Below are 21,691 nucleotides of genomic sequence, written 5' to 3'. Positions count from 1 at the left end.
CCCGCACCCGTCATCCCCGCGAAGGCGGGGACCCAGGGTAACGGGCGGCGCCGCTCTTGGCTCTGGGTCCCCGCCTTCGCGGGGATGACGGGAGTGAGTACGATGAACCAAGACCTCGACCAATTCCGCCAAGAAACCCGAGCCTGGCTCGAGGCCAATTGCCCCCCCAGCATGCGCTTGCCCCTGCGCAGCGAGAAGGACGCCACCTGGGGCGGCCGCAACCCCATCTATGCCCACCCCGACCAGAAGCTCTGGATGGAGCGCATGGGCGCGCGCGGCTGGACCGTCCCCGATTGGCCAAAGGAATATGGCGGCGGTGGGCTCTCCGCAGCCGAGACCAAGATCCTCCGCGAGGAAATGGCTGCGATCCGCGCCCGCAATCCGCTCAACAGCTTCGGCATCTCGATGCTCGGGCCGGCCTTGCTCAAATACGGCACCGAAGAACAGAAACTCGAGCATCTCCCAAAGATTGCCCGCGGCGAAATCCGCTGGTGCCAGGGCTATAGCGAGCCCAATGCCGGCTCCGACCTCGCCGGCCTGCAGACCAGCGCCGAGGATGCCGGCGACCATTTCATCGTCAACGGCCAGAAGGTCTGGACCAGCTATGCCGATCAGGCCGACTGGATCTTCTGCCTCGTCCGCACCGACAAGACGAGCAAACAGGGCGGCATCAGCTTCCTGCTGTTCGACATGGCCAGCGAGGGCGTTAGCACCAAGCCGATCCTGCTGATCAGTGGCAATTCGCCCTTTTGCGAGACCTTTTTCGACGATGTGAAGGTCCCCAAGTCCAATTTGCTCGGCGAGCTGAACAAGGGCTGGGACGTCGCCAAATACCTCCTCGGCCATGAGCGCGAGATGATCTCGAACATGGGCGCCGGCGGGATCGATCCGCTGGTCGAAGCGGCGCGCAAGGGAGTCGATCCGATCCTGCGCGGCCAGATCGCTCTGTTCCAGGTCCGCGCCCGGGCGTTCGCGGCGATGTCCGAACGCTTCATCGACGAGCTCAAGGCAGGCCGCGCCCATCCCGCCCAACCCTCGATGATGAAATATTACGGCACCGAGCTCAACAAGATCCGCCACGAACTGCTGATGGCCGCCGGCGGCAGCGATGCGCTCGAATGGGAGAGCGAAGCCTCGATCCACGGCGCGGCGGCGCGCGCGTGGCTGCGCACCAAGGCAAATTCGATCGAAGGCGGGACCAGCGAGATCCAGCTCAACATCATCGCGAAGCGGATTTTGGATTTACCAAGCTGACCGTCACCCCCTCGAAAGCGGGGGCCCATCTCCCGACCGTGGAGCTGGGCGAGACCGCAGGAGATGGGTCCCCGCTTCCGCGGGGATGAGGAAGGAAGAAGAAATGCCCCTCTACCTCAACGACGAACAGCAGATGCTCCGCGACACCGCGCGCGACTTCGTCGCCGAACACGCGCCTCCCGCGCACCTCCGCCAGCTGCGCGACGCGAACGACACCAACGGCTTCTCCCGCGACCTGTGGAAGCAATTCGCCGAAATGGGCCTCACCGGTATCCTCATTCCTGAAGCCGATAACGGCTTAGGCCTCGGCCATGTCGAAGCCGGCATCGTACTGGAAGAAATCGGTCGAAACCTCTCTCCCTCGCCCTTCCTCACCACCGCCGTCGCCGCCGTCGAGGCGCTAAAGAGCACTCCCCACGCCCCGCGCTGGTTCCCCGGCATCCTCGCTGGCGAGACCGTCGCCGCGCTCGCGATCGACGAATCCCCCAAGCACAACGGCCGGATCGCGATGCAGGCCGAACGCGCCGGCAACGGCTTCCGCCTGACCGGCGCCAAGCGCTTCGTCGCCCACGGCCATGTCGCCGACCTGATCCTCGTCGCCGCGAAGACCGACCGCGGCACCACCCTCTTCGCCGTCCCGAACGACGCCAAGGGCCTAACCGCCACCCCCGAGCGCCTCGCCGATTCCAGCCTGGCGTCGCATCTCGCCTTCGAAGCCGTTGAAGTCGATGCCGACGCGGTGATCGGCGAAGTCGATCAGGGCGGCACCCTCCTCGCCCGCCTCCTCGCCGCGGGCCGCACCGGCGCCTCGGCCGAACTGCTCGGCGTCGGCGGTGGCGCGATGGACCTGACCAATGCCTATCTCAAGGAGCGCAAGCAGTTCGGCGTGCCGATCGGCAGCTTCCAGGCGCTCCAGCACCGCGCCGCGCATCTCTACAGCGAAATGGAAGTCGCCCGCGCCGCGGTCCTCAAGGCCCAGCAGCGCCTCGATTCGGGCCAGGACGCCAGCGAAGCCGTCGCCGTCGCCAAGGCGATGAGCGGCCTCGCGACTACGCTGGCGGTCCAGGAGGGTATCCAGATGCACGGCGGCATCGGCATGACCGACGAATATGATATCGGCTTCTACATGAAGCGCGCACGCGCCCTGGCCGAACTGTTCGGCGATGCCAATTTCCATGCCGACTCGCTGGCGCAAGCGGCGGGCTATTGATGCCGTCCCACCGTCACCCCCGCGAAAGCGGGGGCCCATCTCGGGGAGAAGTCACCCACTGTTCTGCGCGCGGCGCGCGCCGGAGATGGGTCCCCGCTTTCGCGGGGATGACGGAGTAGAATATGCCCGAACCCACCCCCACCGAGCTGGTAACCCAGCTCACCACCCTCCTCGACGTCGAGCAGATCGACACCGATCTCTACCGCGGCCCGCGCCAGCCCGGCGGGGTCGGTCGCGTGTTCGGCGGGCAGGTGATCGCCCAGGCGCTCCAGGCCGCGCAACGCTCGATCGAGGACGCGAAGGTCGCCCACTCGCTCCACGCTTATTTCATGCGTCCCGGCGACGAGAATCACCCGATCATCTACCGCGTCGTCCGCGACTTCGAGGGCCGCAGCTTCGCCAATCGCCGCGTCATCGCGATGCAGAAGGGCAAGCCGATCCTCAACATGGCAGCCAGCTTCCAGCTGCCGGCGGAGGGGCTCCACCACCAGCAGCCGATGCCCGACGTCCCCGCCCCCGAGGACCTCCGGTCCGAACGCGAACTGCGCGACGAGATCCAGGACCAGGTTCCCGAGAAATTCCGTCGCTTCTTCCTGCGCGCGCGCCCGATCGAGATCCGCCCGGTCTCCCCACGCAACTGGTTCAACCCTGAGCCGACCGAGCCCGTCCAGCACAGCTGGTTCCGCGTCTGCGCCCCCCTGCCCGACGAACCCGCGCTTCACCGCGCGATGCTCGCTTACGCCAGCGACATGACCCTGCTCGGCACCTGCATGCTGCCGCACGGCGTCTCCTGGATGAGCGGCAAGGTCCAGACCGCCAGCCTCGATCACGCGCTCTGGTTTCACGAGCCCTTCCGCTTCGACGAATGGCTGCTCTACACCACCGATAGTCCCTGGGCCGGCCACAGCCGTGGTTTCAACCGCGGCCGGATCTACAGCCGCGACGGGCGCCTGGTCGCCAGCGCCGCCCAGGAGGGGCTGGTACGCCTGGGGGACTGATCTCAGTGCATGATAATCGGCGGGGGCGGCGTGTCATCTTCAGCCGCTCCCTTCGCCGGCAGTAGGAACCGCACTTTTTCTGCGCATCCGCTGCGTCCTGTCGGCGAGTTCGGCAACCGCGCCCGCTCGACGATCGTCTTCGCCGCTATCCCGAAATCGGCGCTGGGCTCGCTCGCCAGCACGCGTACGTTACCCGTCGCGCCCCAAGGGGCCACGTCGAAGCCGATGATCGCCCAGCCCTCGATCGCGCGACGTCTATAGGGATCCGGAAAGACCAGGTTCGGCTTTTGGCTCCAATCGGGCAGATCCTTGCACAGCGGCCCGGCGACGAACGGCGCGGGCTCGGGAATTGCCGGGGCCGGGATCGGCACGTTCTGCCGGCGGTAGAAGCGCGTCACGCACCCGGTTCGCGCACCCGGCGCAAACCGCGAGCGTTCGATTGCAGCGACCGACGCCCGATCGAGTGCCACATTTCCCGCAGAAGCGATTGTCCGCACTCGGACCGGCTTGCCGCGCGCATCAAGATCATAGCCGAGCACTATGAAGGACGAGGTTCCGGGCGCCTGCTCGATATCGCTGTAAGGGGGATAGTGAAGCGCGCGGGGCTCGGGCGATGGCCACGTGCAATCTGCTCCCGTCGGGACCAGCGCCTTGTAGATCCGTCGATCGTGCGGCCCGGCCCGATGCGGCATCCCGTAATAGCGCGCGAGCAGGGCCGTGGGCGCAGATGGGATCGGAATGTGCCGTGGCGCAAAACGCACCACGCAATTGTCGCGTGCCTCGCCCAATGCAAATCGCAATGCCGCCAGCGCCGGCGCCAAATCCTCCGCACCACTAAGATAGCTCCCGCCGGCGCCCAGCCGCTCGATACCCAGCGGCCTGCCCGTCGCATCGATGCGAAAGCGCAACGATACGGCTTGCGAGGATGCCGTCGGCCCGCCCCACCCGGTCGCCACGAAGGGTTCGACGTCGAGCAGCGGGACCACTGTGTCGTCCCCGCAGCGAAGCGACGTCCGCGCGTACTGGATCAGCGTCGGTAGCACCGGGAACGCCGCCCCATGTGGCGTGATCGGACTAGCCTCGACTGCCGGCGGAAGGACCATCACCGGCGGCGCATCCTGCGTGGCGCCGAGGGTCGGGAGGATGGCAGCCAACAGGCCCAGAGTGACTAGCTTCATGCGCGGCAGCATCGCCCGACGGCGTGACGGTTTCAAGTCGGCCAGCAGCCCGCCGATTTCGCCCTTTACGGGGTGGCGCGCCGCGCGGCTTTGGGCAACCAAGGCGATACGGCTTCGTTGCCCCCAATTGCCCGAGAAACAAAGGACTCCCATTGGCCAATTTCATGTTCTGCACGGGCATCGAGAATAGCATACCGACGATCAACAACGGCCGTACCCGAGTCGACCAGATGGAATCCTGCGGCCATTATCGGCGCTGGAAGGACGATTTCGATCTCGTCGAGGATATGGGGATCCACTATCTCCGCTTCGGCCCGCCGCTGCACAAAGCCTATCTCGGTCCCGATCGCTACGATTGGGAATTCGCCGATCTCACCCTCAACGATCTGCGCAAGCGCGACATCACCCCGATCGTCGATCTCTGCCATTTTGGCGTGCCGGACTGGATCGGCAATTTCCAGAACCCCGATTTCCCCGAGCTGTTCGCACGCTATGCCGCGGCCTTTGCCGAGCGCTATCACTGGATCCAGCTCTACACCCCGGTCAACGAGATGTTCATCTGCGCGGTCTTCTCGGCGCAATATGGCTGGTGGAACGAGCAAATGACCGGCGACAAGGCCTTCGTCACCGCGCTCAAGCATATCGTGAAGGCGAACGTCCTGGCGATGGAAGAAATCCTCAAGCGCCGCCCCGACGCGATATTCATCCAGAGCGAATCCTCCGAATATTTCCATGCCGACAGCCCCGCCGCGATCGGCCCGGCGGAAATCATGAACTCGAAGCGCTTCCTCAGTCTCGATCTCAACTATGGCCGCCGCGTCGATAGCGAGATGTACGAATATCTGCTCGATTGCGGGATGACGAAGGAGGAATATCACTTCTTCCTGGGCAAGCGGCTCAAGCAGCACTGCATCCTCGGCAATGATTATTACTGGACCAACGAGCATCGCGTCCATGCCGACGGGCGCACCTGGGCGTCTGGCGAGGTGTTCGGCTATTCGGAGATCACCCGCCAATATTATGGCCGCTACGGCCTGCCGGTGATGCACACCGAAACCAATATGCGCGAAGGGCCGAACGGCGACGAGGCGGTCAACTGGCTGTGGAAGGAATGGGCCAACGTCCTGCGGCTGCGCAACGTCGGCATCCCCACCGTCGGCTTCACCTGGTATTCGCTCACCGATCAGGTCGATTGGGATACGGCGCTGCGCGAGCAGAACGGCAACGTCATTCCGCTCGGCCTCTACGATCTCGATCGCAACATCCGCGCGGTGGGCAAGGCCTACAAGCAGCTTATCGCCGACTGGCGCGACGTCCTTCCGGCACAGAGCGTGTGCCTGATCGTGCCCGTCGTTCCCCCGGAGCGCTCGCGTCTGGAGCGCGCGCCGTCAGCAAGCGCGTCCGGATGAGAGATCGAGCTGTAGTCAAACCCTCAAAAAGCCGTCTTCCCGAACAACTGCCGCGTCACCGGATGGCTCGATGAAAGCCCGCCATCCACCACCCAGGCCTGTCCGTTCACATAGCTCGCATCGTCGGACGCGAGGAACAGCGCCACTCGCGCAATCTCCTCGGGCGCCCCCGCCCGCCGCAACGGGTTGAGCTGGCCAAGTTTGTCCTCCTTGCCGGCCTCGCGCGCATAGTCGAACGCGCGCTGGGTCATCCCCGTCTCGATCAGCCCCGGGCAGATCGCGTTGACCCGCACGTTCGACGTCGCGAGCTGCTGCGCCGCGGTCTGGACCAGGTTGATCACCCCCGCCTTCGACGCCGAATAAGCCGGCCCGCCCGCGCCCGAACGCAGCCCGGCGACGCTGGCGGTACACAGGATCGCCCCGCCGCCACGCTCCACGATCCGCGGCGCGGCATGCTTGATCGCCATCGCCGGCCCGATCAGATTGACTCGCAGCACCTCGACCCAAAGCTCTGCGCTGGAGTCGAAAATCCCCTCGGCCCCGCCAGAAACCCCGGCATTGGCGTAAAACACGTCCAGCCCGCCGAACCGCTCGCACGCCAGCGACACCAGCCGCTCGACATCGCCTTCGTCGCCCGCATCCATCCGCACAGCGACGGCGCTGTGCAGCCCCGCGACGGTCGCCTCCACCGTCTCGCCAAGATCGGCAGCGACGACGCTGGCGCCCTCCTCTGCAAACAAGCGCGCGGTCGCCCGCCCGATCCCGGAGCCCGCCCCGGTGACGACGACTACTTTATCCTGAAACCGCATCACGCGCCCTTCGTCCTACCATCGTCATCCCCGCGAAGGCGGGGATCCAGAGTCACAAAGGGAGCGGCTCGCAACGCTGGATCCCCGCCTTCGCGGGGATGACGAGCGTGGGTAATCAAGCCCCAGCCTCCCGCGCAAACCCCCAGGCCGAAGCCGCCAAGCCTGGCAACCGCGCCACCGTCGCCGCGGCCTGCGCGCTCGAGGCATTCCCTTCGATCATCCTTTTCTTGATCCCCTGGACAATGCCCGTCAGCCGAAACAGATTATAGGCAAAATACCAGTTCAGGTCCGGCACCCCGTCGCGCCCGGTCGCCGCGCAATAGCGTTCCACCACCGCCGCCATCGTCGGAATCCCCGTCTCCGCCCCGGTCAGTCCCTGAACCCCTGAACGCCCCTCGGGCGCGGTCACCCAGCTCATCAGGAAATAGGAAAAGTCCGCCAGCGGATCGCCCAGCGTCGAAAGCTCCCAGTCGAGCACCGCCAGGATGCGTGGCCCGTCGGGCGCGAAGATCATATTGTCGATGCGAAAATCGCCATGGACGATCGCGGTGCGCGTCTGCGCGGGCACGGTGCGCGGCAGCCATTCGATCAGCGCCTCGACCTCGGGCATGTCGTCGGTCTGGCTGGCCCGATATTGCTTGGTCCAGCGCGCCACCTGCCGCTCGAAATAATTGCCCGGCCGGCCATAATCGCCCAGCCCCACCGCATCCGGATCGATCGTATGCAGCGCCGCGAGCGTATCGACGATCGCCCCATAATGCGCGGTTCGCTGGTCCGGCGTCATCCCCGGCAGCGCCCCGTCCCACAGCGTCCGCCCCTCCACCATCTCCATGATGTAGAAGGGCGCGCCGATCACCTCCGGATCCTCGCAAAGCCCGTAAGGCCGCGCCACTGGAAACCCAGTCGGATGCAGCGCCGCGATCAGCCGATGCTCGCGCTCCACCGCATGCGCCGAGGGCAGAATCGCCCCGAACGGCTTGCGCCGCAAAACGAACGACTCTCCTGCCGCATCAAGCCAATAGGTAGGATTGCTCTGCCCCCCGGCGAACTTCTCCAGCGTGAAGGGTGCGCTGAACCCGGCGACGTTCGCCGCCAGCCATTCGCCCAGCCGGGTTTCGTCGAGATCGCTCATGCGAAGCTGATCACCGAACGCACGCTATGCCCGTCGCGCAGCTTCTGCAGTGCATCGTTCACGTCCTCCAGCCCGATCCGCTCCGCCACCATCGTATCCAGATCGAGCACCCCATCCAGATACATCCGCACCAGCCGCGGCATATCGATCGGAAAGCGAGTCGATCCCAGCAGCGATCCCTGGATCTTCTTGCCGGTTAGGAAGGTGTGGCCGGCCAGGCTGACATTCTGCCCCGGCGCGATCATCCCCAATATCGTCGCAGTCCCGCCGCGGCGCAGGATGTTCCAGGCCAGTTCCGCCGTGCTCGGCCGCCCGACCGCCTCGATCGCATAATGGACCCCGCCGCCGGTCAGCTTCAGCACGTCCTTGACGATGGTCTCGCTCGCGGCATCCAGCGCATGCGTCGCGCCGAGCTTGAGCGCCAGTTCGCGCTTCTCGGGCATCGGATCGATCGCCAGGATCGTCCCCGCGCCTGCGATCTTCGCGGCATTGATCGCCGCAAGCCCGATCCCGCCCGCGCCGATCACCGCGACGCTCTCGCCCGGCCGCACCCGGCTGTCGTTGAACACCGCCCCCGCGCCGGTGATCACCGCGCAGCCGAGCAACGCCGCACGATCGAGCGGCATCGCCTTGTCGATCGCCACGCAGGCATTCTCATGCACCAGCATCATCTCGGCAAAGGCCGACAGATTGAGGAACGGGGCGAGTGGCGTCCCGTCCGACATCCGCAACCGCGGCTCCGCCCCCGGCGCCCGCCGGGTCGAGGGATCGATGCACAGCGACGGTCGCCCGCTCACGCACATCTCGCACGATCCGCAGAATACCGTGAAGAAGGTGATGACGTGATCGCCCACCTTCAGATGCGCGACATCGCTCCCCACTGCCTCGATCACCCCCGCCGCCTCATGCCCCGGCACGGTCGGCACCGGATGCGGGAAGGCACCGTCGACGAAATGCAGGTCGGAGCGGCATACCCCGCAGGCGACCGTGCGGATCAGCACCTCGCGCGGCCCAGGGTCGGAGACCCGGACCTCGCCGATCTCGAGCGGCTTTCCCGCTTCGAATAGGATTGCTGCTTTCACCTTATCCTCCCCGGCACGGGGAGGGGGACCAGCCGCAGGCTGGTGGTGGGGGCTCTCCACCAGCGGTCCTGTTTGGGGCGCGCCCCCTCCACCACCGCTTCACGGCGGTCCCCAGCATCGGGTCGATCATGCCCCGCATGATCGAGGATCGTCCGGGGGACGATCCGGCCCGACGCTCCGTGCCGGAGAGGACAATCACCGGCTCACCCCATCCCCAGACGAAACCCGATCCGCCCGGAACTCCCCGAACTTCCCGAACTCCGCCCGCGCGATCGCCCGGTTGTGCACCTCGTCCGGCCCGTCGGCGAGCCGCAGCGTCCGGATTCCCGCCCAGTCATGCGCCAGGTGAAAATCGCCCGAGACCCCCGCCCCGCCATGCGCCTGCACCGCATCGTCGATGATCTTCAGCGCCATCAGCGGCGCCTGCACCTTCACCATCGCGATTTCGAGCTGGGCCGCCTTGTTGCCCGCTCTGTCCATCATGTCCGCCGCCTTCAGGCACAGCAAACGCGTCATCTCGATGTCGATCCGCGCCCGCGCGATCCGTTCTTCCCACACGCTATGGTCCGATAGCCGCTTGCCGAAGGCGATGCGGCTGACGAGCCGCTTCGCCATCGCTGCAATCGCTTCCTCGGCCACCCCGATCGTGCGCATGCAATGGTGGATCCGCCCCGGCCCCAGCCGCCCCTGCGCGATCTCGAAGCCGCGCCCTTCGCCGAGCAGGATATTCTCCGCCGGCACGCGCACATTCTCCAGCACCACTTCGCCATGCCCGTGCGGCGCATGATCATACCCGAACACCGAAAGCATCCGCTCGATCCTCACGCCGGACGCGCCGAGCGGCACCAGGATCATGCTCTGCTGGGCGTGCTTGGCGGCGCCCGGATCGGTCTTGCCCATCACGATTGCCACCTTGCAGCGCGGATCGCCCACCCCCGACGACCACCACTTCCGCCCGTTGATCACATACTGATCGCCGTCCCGCTCCATCCGCGTCTGGATGTTGGTCGCGTCGGACGATGCCACTGCCGGCTCGGTCATCAGGAAGGCCGAACGGATCTCGCCACGCATCAGCGGCCCCAGCCACTGCTCCTTCTGCGCGAGCGTCCCATAGCGGTGGAACACTTCCATATTTCCGGTGTCCGGCGCCGAGCAATTGAAGCATTCCGAAGCCCAGCCGATCCGCCCCATTTCCTCGGCGCACAGCGCATATTCGAGGTTGCTGAGCTGCGTCCCCTCGAACGCGAAACTATCGTCGACATGCACCTGCCCCGAATGCGGCGGCATGAAGAAATTCCAAAGCCCCTGCGCCTTGGCCTTCGCCTTGGCCTCCTCGATCACCGGCAGGACCTTCCAGCGTTCGCCCTCGGCCTGCTGCGCATGATAGAGCGGATCGCGCGGCCGGATCTCGGCGTCGATGAAGTCCTTCACCCGATCGCGAAACTCGGTCTCGCGCGCGCTCAAAGTGAAGTCCATGGCCGTCTCTCCCGATCTGTCGGCCCGGCTTAGAGCGTACCGGATATTCGGTAAAGTCTGGACGCCAACCAAAATCGGTACGCATCACCTTCAAAAAACCCCTTTGGCTCCGCCGCGAAATGACTAAGCTGCGCGCAATGACCGCGATCGAAAAAGCAGAGGCAGCAGCCGGCACCAAACGCTTCCAGGCCAAGCGCGACGCGATCCTGGCCGCGGCCGCCGATGCGATCAACGAACAGAGCGCCAAGGGCATGACCTTCGCCGACGTCGCGCGCCGCGTCGGGCTCAACACCACGTCGGTCACTTATTATTTCAAGCGCAAGGAGGACCTTGCGACCGCCGCCTTCGAACAGACGCTCGAACGGCTGGCGGCGATGCTCGACGAAGCGCTCGCAGAGCCCAGCCCCGAAGCCCGCGTCGCCCGCTATCTCAACCTCAACATGGAGCGCCTCGCCCGCATCCGCCGCGGCGAGGAGCGCGATTTCGCGATCCTCTCGGACCTTCGCGCGATGGAGGATCCGATGAAGGGCCAGCTCCTCACCGGCTGGCGCAACATCTTCCGCAAGACGCGCAGCCTCTGGGGCAGCGACGGCACCCGCGCGGAGACCGATCTGCGCGGCGCCCGCGCGCATGTCCTCCTCGAGAACAGCTTCTGGCTCACCGCCTGGCTGCCGCGCTACGAAGTCGACGAATATCCGCGCGTCGAGGCGCGGCTGATGGACGTCTTCCGCTCAGGCATAGCCGCCCCGGGCCAGGACTGGCGCCCCGAATTGCTCGATCTCGTCCACGAGGAGCCCGAGCCCGGCCGCGAAGCCTTCCTCCTCGCCGCCACGCGGCTGATCAACGAGCTCGGCTATCGCGGCGCCTCGGTCCAGCGCATCGCCTCCGAACTCAACGTCACCAAGGGCAGCTTCTACCACCATCTCGATGCCAAGGACGATCTGGTCATCGCCTGCTACAAGCGCAGCTTCGACATCATCGCCGAGGCCCAGCGTCTCGCCGAAACCCACAAGGGCAGCCATTGGGACCGGCTTGAAAGCACGATCGCCACGCTGCTCGACGTCCAATTCTCCGAGCGCGGCCCGCTGCTCCGCACCACCGCGCTCTCAGGCCTGCCTCCGGGCGTCCGCACCACGATGATCGATCGCTCGAACCGCATCGCCCGCCGCTTCGCCGGAATGCTTTCCGACGGCATCGCCGAAGGCTCGATCCGCCCGATCGACCCGTTGGTCGCCAGCCAGGCGCTCATGGCCCTCCAGAATGCCGCCTTCGACATGCGCAAATGGGCGAGCACCATGCCGCGCGAACGGGCGGTGGCCTTCTATGCCTCGACGCTGGCCTTCGGACTGTTCGACGATCGCGTGCTGAGGGGCTGAATCGATCCGATCCCGGCTTTCAATCGCGCCCGGGACGTGCTGCATTCCCCTTCATGATCTTCATGAACTTCCTCAAGTCGCTGGACGATCTGCTCTTCGAGATCGCAACCTGGCTCGTCTTCTATCCGATCACGCTCTGGCGGACGATCTCGCGGCCATCGGCGATGATGGAATATGCCGACGACGAGTTGGGCGATCGGCCCGACGAGCAATATACCGACACGCTCAGTCCACCCATCTTCCTGCTCCTCACGCTGTTGCTAAGCCACGCGCTCGAACTGGCGCTGGTCGGCCAGAACCCGCTCGTCACCAGCAATCGAGGGCTGGCTAGCCTGATCACGGACGACACCAGCCTGCTTCTGCTGCGCGTGGTGTTCTTCAGCGTGATTCCGCTCGTCATGTCGGTGCGGATGATCCGAATTCGACGGCAGCGGCTGACCAGGAACAGCCTGCGGCTGCCTTTCTACGCGCAATGCTATCCGACTGCTGTATTCGCGCTGACGCTGGGCATCGGCGTACTGCTCCCGCACCTCCACCGCGGCGAGGTCGTCACCATCGCCGGATGGCTGATCGCCCTCGCCGCCTTCCTCTGGTTCGGCACCGTGCAGGCCGGCTGGTTCCGACGCGTGCTCAAACTAAGCCGGGTACGCGCTTTCTGGGCGGCAAGCGTCGGGATGGTCGAGTGCCTGCTCGCGTTCGCGCTCCTTGCGCCGCTGATCGCCTGATCGCTCCGTCAGGCTAGAAGCCGCCGCCCCCGCGCCAATTGCCGACATCGCAGCGCCCCGAAAAGTTCGTGGCCGCGCGGATCGTGATGCGCTGGCTTCGGCGATCGATCTCGATGCGCGGCTTGTTGAGTCCGTTCATCCGATACTGCCCCGTGATCCGATCGGGCGTGACGACCAGATTGTCGATGTCCCACCAGCCGTTATTGCCGCCAGAATGCAACGGCGAGATCAGCCTCCCGTCGAGGTGAATCCGTCCGCGCCCATGCCAGATCTCGATCTGAACGTCTGAGGTGAAGCCGTCGCGGCTCAACGTCGTCCCGAACTGCGGTTCGAAGCGGTGCGAGCGCGAATTATAGACATAGCCCGATTGATATTGCGTCGTCGGCGCACTGCCGCCGCCGAAGCAGACGAGCGTGATCGAAGGGCCGAACCGATCCCCGGCGCCGGGCCGGTCATCGTCGGGCTGCGGCGGCCGCGGTGGCCCATAATCGGGTCGACCCGGAACCGGCAACGGACGGACCGGACCCGAGGGCAGCGTGGTTGCGGACGGGCGGCAATTCGCCTCGGGCACGCGCTGGATCGCGCTATAGCGGCCGTTCGACGTGGCAACCTGCACACATTGCCGCGTCCGCTCGTTCCACCAGAACGACCATTTCGTATCGCGCACTGTGTTGGTGGTGACGAATTCATAGCCACGCGCTTCGAGTTGGGTTTCCCCGCCCGCTGCGCGCGCATTGACGAGATCGGACAGGTCGCTTGCGGATTGTGCGGCGGCAGGACCGGCCCAGCCAAGCGTGGCGGTCAGGGCAATGAAAGCGTGTGCTCGCATGATGGTCTCCCCATGTAATTGCCATGGTCGGCCAAGAAACAACGCGCTTGCGGGCCTTTGGTTCTGAACATTGCGAAGTATCTGGCTTACTGGCGCTTTAAGCAACTGCACCACGGGATGAAAGAGGGCGCCGGCTGTTGCTGCGACGCCGGCCTAAGCGCGCGTAGCCAGATCCATGCCGCCAGCCGCAAGAATATCCCGCGCCTTCGTCCAGCCAAGACCGGAATAGCGCTCGTTATCCAGTGGTTCGAGCTTGCCCCGCCCTTCCATCATGTCGCGCAGATATTGCATGCCTTGCCAGGCCGGAAAGACCGCCCCGGGCTCCGGCGCGATCCGCCGGGCGATGCCGATCATCGCGCTCAGCACCGCAACGCCCCCGGGCCGCACCAGCCGATAGCGCTGCCCGGTCAGCCCCCGCATCGTCGCGGCAAGATCGCGCGGGCTAACCACATCGCCGGCGATGCGCAGGAATCGCGGCGTATTGGGGTCCATCGCCGCCGCCGCGGTATAGGCCGCCACGTCGTCCTTCATCGTGAAATCGAGCAACTGGTCGGCGCTGCCCCAATGGAGGACGATCTTTGGTCCGCGCAGCACGATCGGCGCCTGCCCGGCGAGCAACTCGGCAAAGGCGCCGTTCAGGATCGACGTCGCCCGGATCGGCGCGGCGTCGATCCGCGCCAGGAAGCGGCGGCGCAAATCGAGGTTGCGGTTCCGCCCCGGCCGGGTGCGAGTGAAATCCAGCGAATAGTCTGAGGGGATGAAACGCGGCACCCCGGCCGCGACCGCGAAATCCAGCACCCGCCCCTGCAGGTCGAAGATGCTGTCCTCGAGCCCGTTCAGCGCGGAGACCAGGCAGGCCGCACCGCGCAAGGCTTCGCGCAGGGCGTGCGCGTCATTGAAATCGATCGGCACAATCTCGGCCCCGCTGCCGGCGAGGGCGGCCGAATTCGAGCTGGATCGCACCAGGGCCCGGACCCGCGCGCCACGCGCAACGAGCACCCGCGCGATCCGCAGCCCCAGATCGCCCGTCCCTCCAACCAAAGCGATGGCAGCGGGGGTTGCAGTATCGGCATGTGGCATGGTCGGGTTCGGCGCCTTTGCTGAAGGTCGGAGATGTGCGTCGCGCCAACGCTCCCTCGAGCGCTTGGTGCCGTCGCTCGCTCGACTTAAACCGCCGGCTCAATCCCCGACACGACCCAGGCCCGCCCGTCCGCAACCGTGCCCGCGATCCGCGCATATGGCTGGGTGAACAACCGTCGAATCTGCATCCGCGCCAGGGAGCTTTCGGTCACGATTGCCAGCGCCCGCGCCTTGGGCATCGTCGCCATCAGCCCGCCCATCGATCGGATCATTTCCTGCGACTGGATCGGGCAGTCCGATACGTCGATCACCATCGCATAGTCGCTCAGCCGATGCGCCGCGAGCGTGCGCTTCAGCGCGGCGATATATTCCGCCGCTTCCTCCACCGGCATCATGCCGCCCAGCGTCACCTCGAGCACGCCCTGCTCGGCGTCCACCTCAATGCGGTACATCGCCAATCCCCGACGGTGGGCGCGCGACCTTCGCACGCTTCAGCAGCACGCCCGCGCGCCAATAATGATAGATCGCCCAGGGCGTCACCGCGACGAACAGCAACATCGCCCAGCGCAGCGATTCCTCGCCCAGCGACGGCCGCAGCAAGTGGCTCAGCACGCCCACCAGAGTCGGCCCGAGCCCCAGACCGATCAGGTTGATCACCAGCAGCGTGATCGCCGCCCACAAGGCCCGTTGCCGCATCGGCGCCAGCCCCTGGATGAGCGCGAACGTCGGTCCGAGATAGGAGTTCGCGAGCAAGACATAGGCGAAAAAGGATCCGATCGCGATCGCGGGGACGTCGATCAGCAGGAAAGCGAAGGTGAAGGGCAGCGCCAGCGTCTTGAGCACCGCGACCATCGTGCTTTGCATATGCAGCCCATGCGTGCGCGCAAAGCGATCCGCGAGCTTGCCGCCGAACACTGCAGACAACATTCCGCAAAAGCCCGACGGCAGCGCCACGTAGAGCGAGATGTCGCGCATCGTGAAGCTGAGCGAGCGCTGCATGTAGCTCGGCCCGAACGCAGTGAGCCCATAGCCCACCATCGAAGTAATCGTCACCGCCACCACCAGATGCAGCGCCGGCGGACTGCGCAGGATGGCGCGGAAGCCGTCGAGCAGCGGCGGCATCGCCCCGCTCGCCGCAGCGGCATGCTGCGGGTCCGAAAGCCCGCGCCGCGGCTCGACCACGAACAGCCAGACGATCACCGCCAGCGCCACTCCGGGCAGCCCGATCACGAACATCGCCGCGCGCCAGCCATAGGCGCTTGCCACCAGCCCGCCGATGAAGGTCCCCAGCGCCGCGCCCAGCACCACGCCCAGCGAGTAGATCCCCATCGCACCCGCGCGCTTCTCGGGCGGATAGAGGTCGGCGATGATCGAATGGCTCGGCGGCGAGGATCCCGCCTCGCCGATCCCCACGCCGATCCGCGCGAGCAGCAATTGGGTGAAGTTGGTCGCAAGCCCGCCCGCCGCGGTCATCGCGCTCCACAGCGCCAGGCTGATCGCGATGATGTTTCGGCGATTGGCGCGATCGGCGATCCACGCCACAGGTATCCCCAGCGTCGCATAGAAGATCGCAAAGGCCAGCCCGGCCAGCAGCCCGAGCTGCCAGTCCTCGAGCAGCAGGTCGCGCTTGATCGCTTCCTGCAGGATCGCGAGGATCTGCCGGTCCATATAGCTGAAGAAATAGGTCAGCGTCAGCAAAGCGAGCGTCAGCGACCGCCGCTTCATCGCGAGTGCGTCGCTCGCGGGCTCGGTCATCGCGTAAATAACCCCTTGCTAGAGAGTGGAGGAGCGCGGTCGCGCTCCTCCCACACCGTCAGAAGCTCCCGCGCAGCGTCACGCCGTAGGTCCGCGGCTCCGCCGGGAATTGCGAGAATATCTGCCGCCCACCCGGATATTGCGGATCGGCAAAGCCAGCAGTGGTGGACGTGGCGCCCTCCTGGAACGGCGAGTTGAACGCGACCTGCGCATAGTCCTTGTCCAGGATATTCTGCCCCCAGAATTCGATCGCCCAGCGCTCGTTCGGACCGCGAATGCCGATCCGCGCATTGAACAGCACGAAGCTGTCCTGCTCCTTCTGGGGGAATAGATCGGAGCCCGTATTATAATCGTCCGACAGGCGCGTATCGACGTAGAACAGCCCCGAGAGGCCGGAGCTGCCGAGTTCCGGCGTCCATGCCGCCGAACCGGTCACGACAAATTCCGGAGCGTTGGAAAGATTGTCGCCGGGCAACTTGCGCAACGCCTGATTGAGCGGCGCTCCCGTTTCCGTGCCGACCAGATTGTCCCGATATTTGGTCTTCGCGTAGGTCAAGCCGGCCGTCACGCGGAAGTCGCGCGCCGGCGCGATCATCGCCTCCAGCTCGACGCCCGTCGATGCCACGCCCCAGCCGATGTCGTCCGCGGCGCAGGTTCCGCTTGCGGACGCCGCGGCGCTGTAATTGGGCGCACCGGTGAACTTGCTCTGATCCCGATCGGCACCGTTCAGCGACGTAGTGCAGCCGTTGACGTTCTGAACGATGAACACCGTGCCGTCGAAGGTGTTGAGCTGGAAGTTGCGAAACTCCTGGCGGAAACCCGCGATCGACAGGCTGAACGGGCCGGTTGCGTATTTCGCGCCCACTTCGAAAGCGTTGACCTTCTCCGGCTCGAACTGAAGGTTGCCGACCAGCGCCTGTGCGCCGCCCACCGATGCGAAGGTGGCTATCGGACCCTTCAGCGCGGAGCGGTCGAAATTGAACCCGCCGGCCTTGTAGCCGCGCGAATAGCTTCCATAGAGCAAGAGGTCGTCGATCGGCTTCCACGAGAGGATCGCCGTGCCGGTGAACTGGCTTTCGCTGCGTTCGTCCTGTATGCTGACGCCGTTCAGCTCGGAGGTCGCATTGCCCTGGCAGGTCAGGCTGATGAGTCCGCCTGCGGTCGCCGCCAGCGCCGATGTCAGGAATGGCGCCAACGCGGCCTGCTGTGCCGGGCACGCGACGTTGTCGTTGCCGAACGTGGCGCTGAACTTCTTGCTTTCGTCGGTGTAGCGCAGGCCCAATGTCAGATCGACGGTGTTCGTCACGTGCACGATATTGTGGGTGAAGACGGCGAAGCTCTGATTGTCCTGGTCATAAAAGTCGATCGTGCTGCCGCGATCGTTGACCGAATCGAGGCGATCGAAGGCGCCGAGAAGGATCGCACCGGTCACCGGTGAGCCGGTGACCGCGCCGCTTGCGACCGCGCCACGCCCGGTCGCCGAAAGGCAGCCGGCGCCGGTCGGGGAATAGAAGGCGCCCAATGCGCCGCCCGAGACCGCGCGGCACGCTGCGAACCGGCCATATTGGTTGCCGAAGCGCAAATTGCTCTTTCCGTGGAACTGCTCGTTCAAGTAGAAAGCGCCGATCAGCCAGTCGAGCTTGTCGCCGAACGCGCTGCCCTGCAGCCGGACTTCCTGCGTAAACGTCTTGAACGCACGGCGATTGTTACCGTCATCGGCGTTATACAAGATATCGACCGTGCTGTAATCGAGGTCGCCGCCATTCTCGTTATAGTAGTCGCGATAGGCCGTGATCGAAGTGAGCTTGGCGCCGCCCAGGTCCCAGTCGAGCTGGCCCGAAATGCCCCAATCCTCCGTCTTGTTGTCATAGCTTCTTCCGCGCGTGACGGACAGATTGCGGGAGTATCGCTGATTAAACGCGGCCGGATCCTGACCAAGAGCGGTCAGCACGTTGATGATGTTGTTGCCGGTCGCAAGCCCGGTGGTGAGCGGCGTCGCCGGATTGTTGAGATTGCCGACATAGGGGTTCATCGCAGCACTGACATAGGTCGCGCCGCAGCATGCCTCTTCGCGCTTGCTGTAGTCGCCGATCAGTCGGAAACTGATGTCCGACGAGGGCTCGAACATCAGTTGGCCGCGCACGAAATAGCGGTCGCGATCGTTGACGCGCTTGTTGTTCGCCGGGTCGCCATAGAAGCCGTCGCGCTTCACATAGACGCCGTCCAGCCGCGCCGCGATCTTCTCGGTGAGCGGGCCCGTAACGCCGCCGGCAAATCGCATGAAATCGTAATTGCCATAGGTAGCCTCGGCGTTCGCGCCGAAGGTGAACGAAGGCTGCTTGCTGATGATGCTGATCAGGCCTGCGGAGGAGTTGCGGCCGCCCAGCGTACCCTGCGGACCGCGAAGCACTTCGATCCGGTCGATTTCGCCGAGCTCGTTCAGGCCGATGCCCGAGCGCGAACGGTATACGCCGTCGATGAACACCACGACCGAGCTTTCCAGGCCGGCATTGTCGCCGACGGTGCCGATGCCGCGGATGCGCGGCGAGCCGTTTGCTTCCGACCCGGTCGAAGAAACGAGGAGCGACGGCGCAAGCTGGTTGAGCTGGCGAATGTCGTTGGCGCCGGAATTCTTGAGCGAATCCGATGTCACCGCCGAAATCGCCACCGGCACGTCGGCCAGCGCCTGCGCACGGCCCTGCGCGGTAACGACGATATCGTTGCCGTCATAGGTGGGTTCCGCCTGCTGCTCGCTTTGGCTGACGGCGGGGGCATCCTGCGCATGCGCTGGCGCTGCCAGGGCCACGATTAGCGCCGGAACTGCGCAGGCCGACAAAAGGCGTAACCGCATATTCTCTCTCCCACAGCGGCTGGCGCGCTTGTCGGCGCCATACCCTATCCTCGAATTACACGCATTTCCCTAAGGGCCGTCAAGCATAACAAACGTTGCAATCAGCGACTGAACTGCGACTGTTGCGCATTTGTCATAGTTGGCAGCACGAACCCGCTTGCCTCAAAAGCCGCCCAGTCGCGCAAAGCGCTCGCGATGCCACGATGCATTCCCCCACATCGCCTCCAGTATCCGCGCCCGCTTGAGATAGAAGCCCGCATCATGCTCATCGGTCATGCCGATGCCGCCGTGCAGTTGCACCATCTCGCGACTCACCAGATGCAGCGTTTCGTTCGCGAGCGCCTTGGCCAGGCTCACTTCCTGGCTGACATTTGCGCGTCCCGAATCGATCGCTTCCAGCGCGGCCTCGACGACCGATCGCATCAATTCGAGCTCGGTGAACATCTTGGCCATCCGGTGCTGCAGCGCCTGAAAAGAGGACAAGGCCTGCCCGAACTGGACGCGCGTCTTCAGATAATCGTTGGTCTGCGCGAAGGCCGCCTCGGCCATCCCCAGCATCTCGGCGCAGGCCGCCGCCGTCGCCCGATCCGCGACCTGGGTGAGCAAGTCGTCCCCGCCCTCCAGTTTCTGCGCCGGTGCGCCGTCGAACCGCAGTTCGGCATGGCTGCGCGAATCGGTCAGCTTCCGCGGGCTACGCGTCACCCCTTCGTCACCCGAGACCAGATAGAGCCCGTCGCTCGCCGCGACGACGAACAGCTGCGCGCTGTCGCCCTCGGCCACGAACAATTTAGTGCCCGTCAGCCGCCCGCCCTCGACCTTGGTCGCGATCGTTGCGGGATCGAAGCGGGGTCCCTCGTCGATCGCCAGCGTCGCGATCACTTCCCCCGCCGCGATCCGCGGCAGCCATTCGGCCTGTTGCTTCTCCGATCCGCCCAGCAACAGCGCGCTGGTCGCCGAAGCCGTCGCCGCCAGCGGGGTCGCGGTCAGGGTGCGGCCCAGTTGTTCGAGCACCATCCCCAGCGAGAGATACCCCATCCCAACGCCGCCCTGTGCCTCGGGCACCAATATGCCCGCCCAGCCCATCGCCGCCTGCGCCTCCCAGGCGGCAGGATCATAGTAGGTCGCCGGCGCCGCATCGCGCATCCTGCGAAACGCGGTGACGGGCGATTCATTGTCCGCCCACTCGCGCGCCATGTCGCGCAGCATCGTCTGTTCTTCGGTCAGTACGGCCATTGCTTATTCCTGCTTTCCCGTTCCGGTGGGGAGAGGGGTTGAGGTCATTGATGATCCAGCATCCCAAGGATCCGCTTGGCGATCACATTGTTCTGGATCTCGCTCGATCCGCCATAGATCGACACTGCCTTGCCGAAGAGCCAGGTGCGCACGTCGCGCAGCTCCTCGTCGCCAAAGCCCTCCCCCTCCCAGCCTAGCCCGGCCAAGCCGCGAATCTCGATCAGCAGCTCGGAGCGCTCCTGCATGATCCGCGCGCCGACATTCTTCATGATCGATGTCGCCGCCGACGGGCCCTGGTTCGACTTCGCCTCCTGGCTCGCACGCCGCAGCGTGAGCATGAAGGCGCGCATGTCCATCTCGTGCCGTACGATCCGGCCGCGCAGATCGGCGTCGGCGATCCGCCCCTCGCCGTCCACGCCGACATATTGTTTGGCGATTTGCGACAGCGGCGTGCCGGCAAACATCCGCCCCGCCCCCGATCCGCCCGACAGGCTCGATCGCTCGTGCTGGAGCAGCCGCTTGCCGATCGTCCAGCCCTCGCCTTCCTGGCCCACACGGTTGGTCTTGGGCACCTTCACGTCGGTAAAGAAGGTCTCGCAAAAGGGCGACGATCCCGAGATCAGCCGGATCGGCTTTACCTCCACCCCCGGCGAATCCATATCGCACAGCAGGAAGGTGATCCCCTCATGCTTCTTGGTCCGATCGGTGCGGACCAGCATGAAGCATTTGTCCGCCCACTGCCCGCCGCTGGTCCAGGTCTTCTGGCCGTTGACCAGATAATGATCGCCGCGATCCTCGGCAAAGCATTGCAGGCTGGCGAGATCGGATCCCGCGCCCGGCTCCGAATAGCCCTGGCACCAGCGTATCTCGGCGCGCGCAATCGGCGGAATATGCTCGCGCTTCTGCTCCTCGGAGCCATATTCGAGCAGGGTCGGGCCAAACATCATCACCCCCATCCCGCCGATCGGGTTGGAAGCGCCGGCGCGGGTCATCTCCTCCTGCAGGATCCGCGACTCGGCCCGGCTCAGCCCGCCGCCGCCATATTCCTTGGGCCACGTCGGCACCCCCCAGCCCGTCTCGCCCATCGCCTTGCGCCACGCGTCCTCGTCGGGCGTCGGCTCGCTCGGCCCCTCGACCGCCGACATGCCATTATCCTTGCCCTTCAGGCTCGGCGGAAAATTCGCGGCGAGCCAATCGCGGACCTTCGCCCGAAACGCCTCGCCCGCGTCCACCGGCGCGTCGCCCTCGATTGCTGTCGCCATCATCCTCTCCACTGCCCGTTCAGAGCCTGTTT

The 21,691-nt window shown here is 65.4% G+C and carries 18 protein-coding genes; 6 read left to right on the top strand and 12 right to left on the bottom strand.

Annotated features, from left to right (window positions below):
* Positions 1 to 102 precede the first annotated feature (102 nt).
* The 3 genes from OKW87_RS02695 to OKW87_RS02685 all read left to right on the top strand — a co-directional run bounded on the left by OKW87_RS02695 (position 103) and on the right by OKW87_RS02685 (position 3,462).
* Entirely contained in the window at positions 103 to 1,254 is a 1,152-nt protein-coding gene (locus OKW87_RS02695) for an acyl-CoA dehydrogenase family protein (RefSeq protein ID WP_265542106.1), read from the top strand.
* A 103-nt stretch (positions 1,255 to 1,357) separates the two neighbouring features.
* Positions 1,358 to 2,464 (top strand): acyl-CoA dehydrogenase family protein, encoded by a 1,107-nt coding sequence (locus OKW87_RS02690; RefSeq protein ID WP_265542105.1) that lies wholly within the window; start codon positions 1,358 to 1,360, stop codon positions 2,462 to 2,464.
* 122 nt (positions 2,465 to 2,586) lie between these two features.
* Positions 2,587 to 3,462, top strand: coding sequence for an acyl-CoA thioesterase (locus OKW87_RS02685; RefSeq protein WP_265542104.1), 876 nt, complete (start codon positions 2,587 to 2,589; stop codon positions 3,460 to 3,462).
* Positions 3,463 to 3,464: 2 nt separating this feature from the next.
* Here OKW87_RS02685 and OKW87_RS02680 read toward each other — a convergent pair whose 3' ends face one another.
* Positions 3,465 to 4,640, bottom strand: a complete 1,176-nt coding sequence (locus OKW87_RS02680; RefSeq protein WP_265542103.1) for an energy transducer TonB — start codon at positions 4,638 to 4,640, stop codon at positions 3,465 to 3,467.
* Between the two features lie 152 nt (positions 4,641 to 4,792).
* On the opposite strand from OKW87_RS02680, the gene OKW87_RS02675 reads away from it, so the two are divergent.
* Complete coding sequence (locus tag OKW87_RS02675; protein ID WP_265542102.1) at positions 4,793 to 6,049, top strand: family 1 glycosylhydrolase; 1,257 nt, start codon at positions 4,793 to 4,795, stop codon at positions 6,047 to 6,049.
* 23 nt (positions 6,050 to 6,072) lie between these two features.
* Here OKW87_RS02675 and OKW87_RS02670 read toward each other — a convergent pair whose 3' ends face one another.
* The 4 genes from OKW87_RS02670 to OKW87_RS02655 form a co-directional block, all read right to left on the bottom strand.
* A complete protein-coding gene (locus OKW87_RS02670) occupies positions 6,073 to 6,858 on the bottom strand; it encodes an SDR family NAD(P)-dependent oxidoreductase (RefSeq protein ID WP_265542101.1) in 786 nt (261 codons plus the stop codon).
* Positions 6,859 to 6,973: 115 nt separating this feature from the next.
* Positions 6,974 to 7,990 (bottom strand): phosphotransferase family protein, encoded by a 1,017-nt coding sequence (locus OKW87_RS02665; protein WP_265542100.1) that lies wholly within the window; start codon positions 7,988 to 7,990, stop codon positions 6,974 to 6,976.
* The gene (locus OKW87_RS02660) at positions 7,987 to 9,072 is read right to left on the bottom strand and encodes a Zn-dependent alcohol dehydrogenase (RefSeq protein ID WP_265542099.1); all 1,086 of its coding nucleotides are present in this window, start codon (positions 9,070 to 9,072) and stop codon (positions 7,987 to 7,989) included. Before OKW87_RS02660 ends, OKW87_RS02665 begins: the two co-directional genes overlap by 4 nt.
* A 195-nt stretch (positions 9,073 to 9,267) precedes the next feature.
* A complete protein-coding gene (locus OKW87_RS02655; protein ID WP_265542098.1) occupies positions 9,268 to 10,548 on the bottom strand; it encodes an acyl-CoA dehydrogenase family protein in 1,281 nt (426 codons plus the stop codon).
* A 137-nt stretch (positions 10,549 to 10,685) separates the two neighbouring features.
* Here OKW87_RS02655 and OKW87_RS02650 point away from each other — a divergent pair, with 137 nt between their 5' ends.
* Entirely contained in the window at positions 10,686 to 11,924 is a 1,239-nt protein-coding gene (locus tag OKW87_RS02650) for a TetR/AcrR family transcriptional regulator (protein WP_265542097.1), read from the top strand.
* A gap of 53 nt (positions 11,925 to 11,977) precedes the next feature.
* Positions 11,978 to 12,649 (top strand): hypothetical protein, encoded by a 672-nt coding sequence (locus tag OKW87_RS02645; RefSeq protein ID WP_265542096.1) that lies wholly within the window; start codon positions 11,978 to 11,980, stop codon positions 12,647 to 12,649.
* A 13-nt stretch (positions 12,650 to 12,662) separates the two neighbouring features.
* Here OKW87_RS02645 and OKW87_RS02640 read toward each other — a convergent pair whose 3' ends face one another.
* From OKW87_RS02640 to OKW87_RS02610, 7 genes are all read right to left on the bottom strand, one after another.
* On the bottom strand, positions 12,663 to 13,478 hold the full coding sequence (locus OKW87_RS02640; RefSeq protein WP_265542095.1) for a hypothetical protein: 816 nt from the start codon (positions 13,476 to 13,478) through the stop codon (positions 12,663 to 12,665).
* Positions 13,479 to 13,631: 153 nt separating this feature from the next.
* On the bottom strand, positions 13,632 to 14,558 hold the full coding sequence (locus tag OKW87_RS02635; RefSeq protein WP_265542094.1) for an NmrA family NAD(P)-binding protein: 927 nt from the start codon (positions 14,556 to 14,558) through the stop codon (positions 13,632 to 13,634).
* Positions 14,559 to 14,644: 86 nt separating this feature from the next.
* Positions 14,645 to 15,010 (bottom strand): hypothetical protein, encoded by a 366-nt coding sequence (locus tag OKW87_RS02630; protein ID WP_265542093.1) that lies wholly within the window; start codon positions 15,008 to 15,010, stop codon positions 14,645 to 14,647.
* Positions 14,997 to 16,313 (bottom strand): spinster family MFS transporter, encoded by a 1,317-nt coding sequence (locus OKW87_RS02625; RefSeq protein WP_265542092.1) that lies wholly within the window; start codon positions 16,311 to 16,313, stop codon positions 14,997 to 14,999. Before OKW87_RS02625 ends, OKW87_RS02630 begins: the two co-directional genes overlap by 14 nt.
* Before the next feature lie 58 nt (positions 16,314 to 16,371).
* Entirely contained in the window at positions 16,372 to 19,164 is a 2,793-nt protein-coding gene (locus tag OKW87_RS02620) for a TonB-dependent receptor (RefSeq protein WP_265542091.1), read from the bottom strand.
* 162 nt (positions 19,165 to 19,326) lie between these two features.
* On the bottom strand, positions 19,327 to 20,397 hold the full coding sequence (locus OKW87_RS02615) for an acyl-CoA dehydrogenase family protein (RefSeq protein ID WP_265542090.1): 1,071 nt from the start codon (positions 20,395 to 20,397) through the stop codon (positions 19,327 to 19,329).
* A 44-nt stretch (positions 20,398 to 20,441) separates the two neighbouring features.
* The gene (locus tag OKW87_RS02610) at positions 20,442 to 21,659 is read right to left on the bottom strand and encodes an acyl-CoA dehydrogenase family protein (protein WP_265542089.1); all 1,218 of its coding nucleotides are present in this window, start codon (positions 21,657 to 21,659) and stop codon (positions 20,442 to 20,444) included.
* Between the last annotated feature and the right edge of the window lie 32 nt (positions 21,660 to 21,691).

The organism is Sphingomonas sp. M1-B02, from assembly GCF_026167525.1.
In the GTDB taxonomy this organism is placed as follows: domain Bacteria; phylum Pseudomonadota; class Alphaproteobacteria; order Sphingomonadales; family Sphingomonadaceae; genus Sphingomonas.
This window is presented reverse-complemented; position numbering and strand designations above follow the sequence as displayed.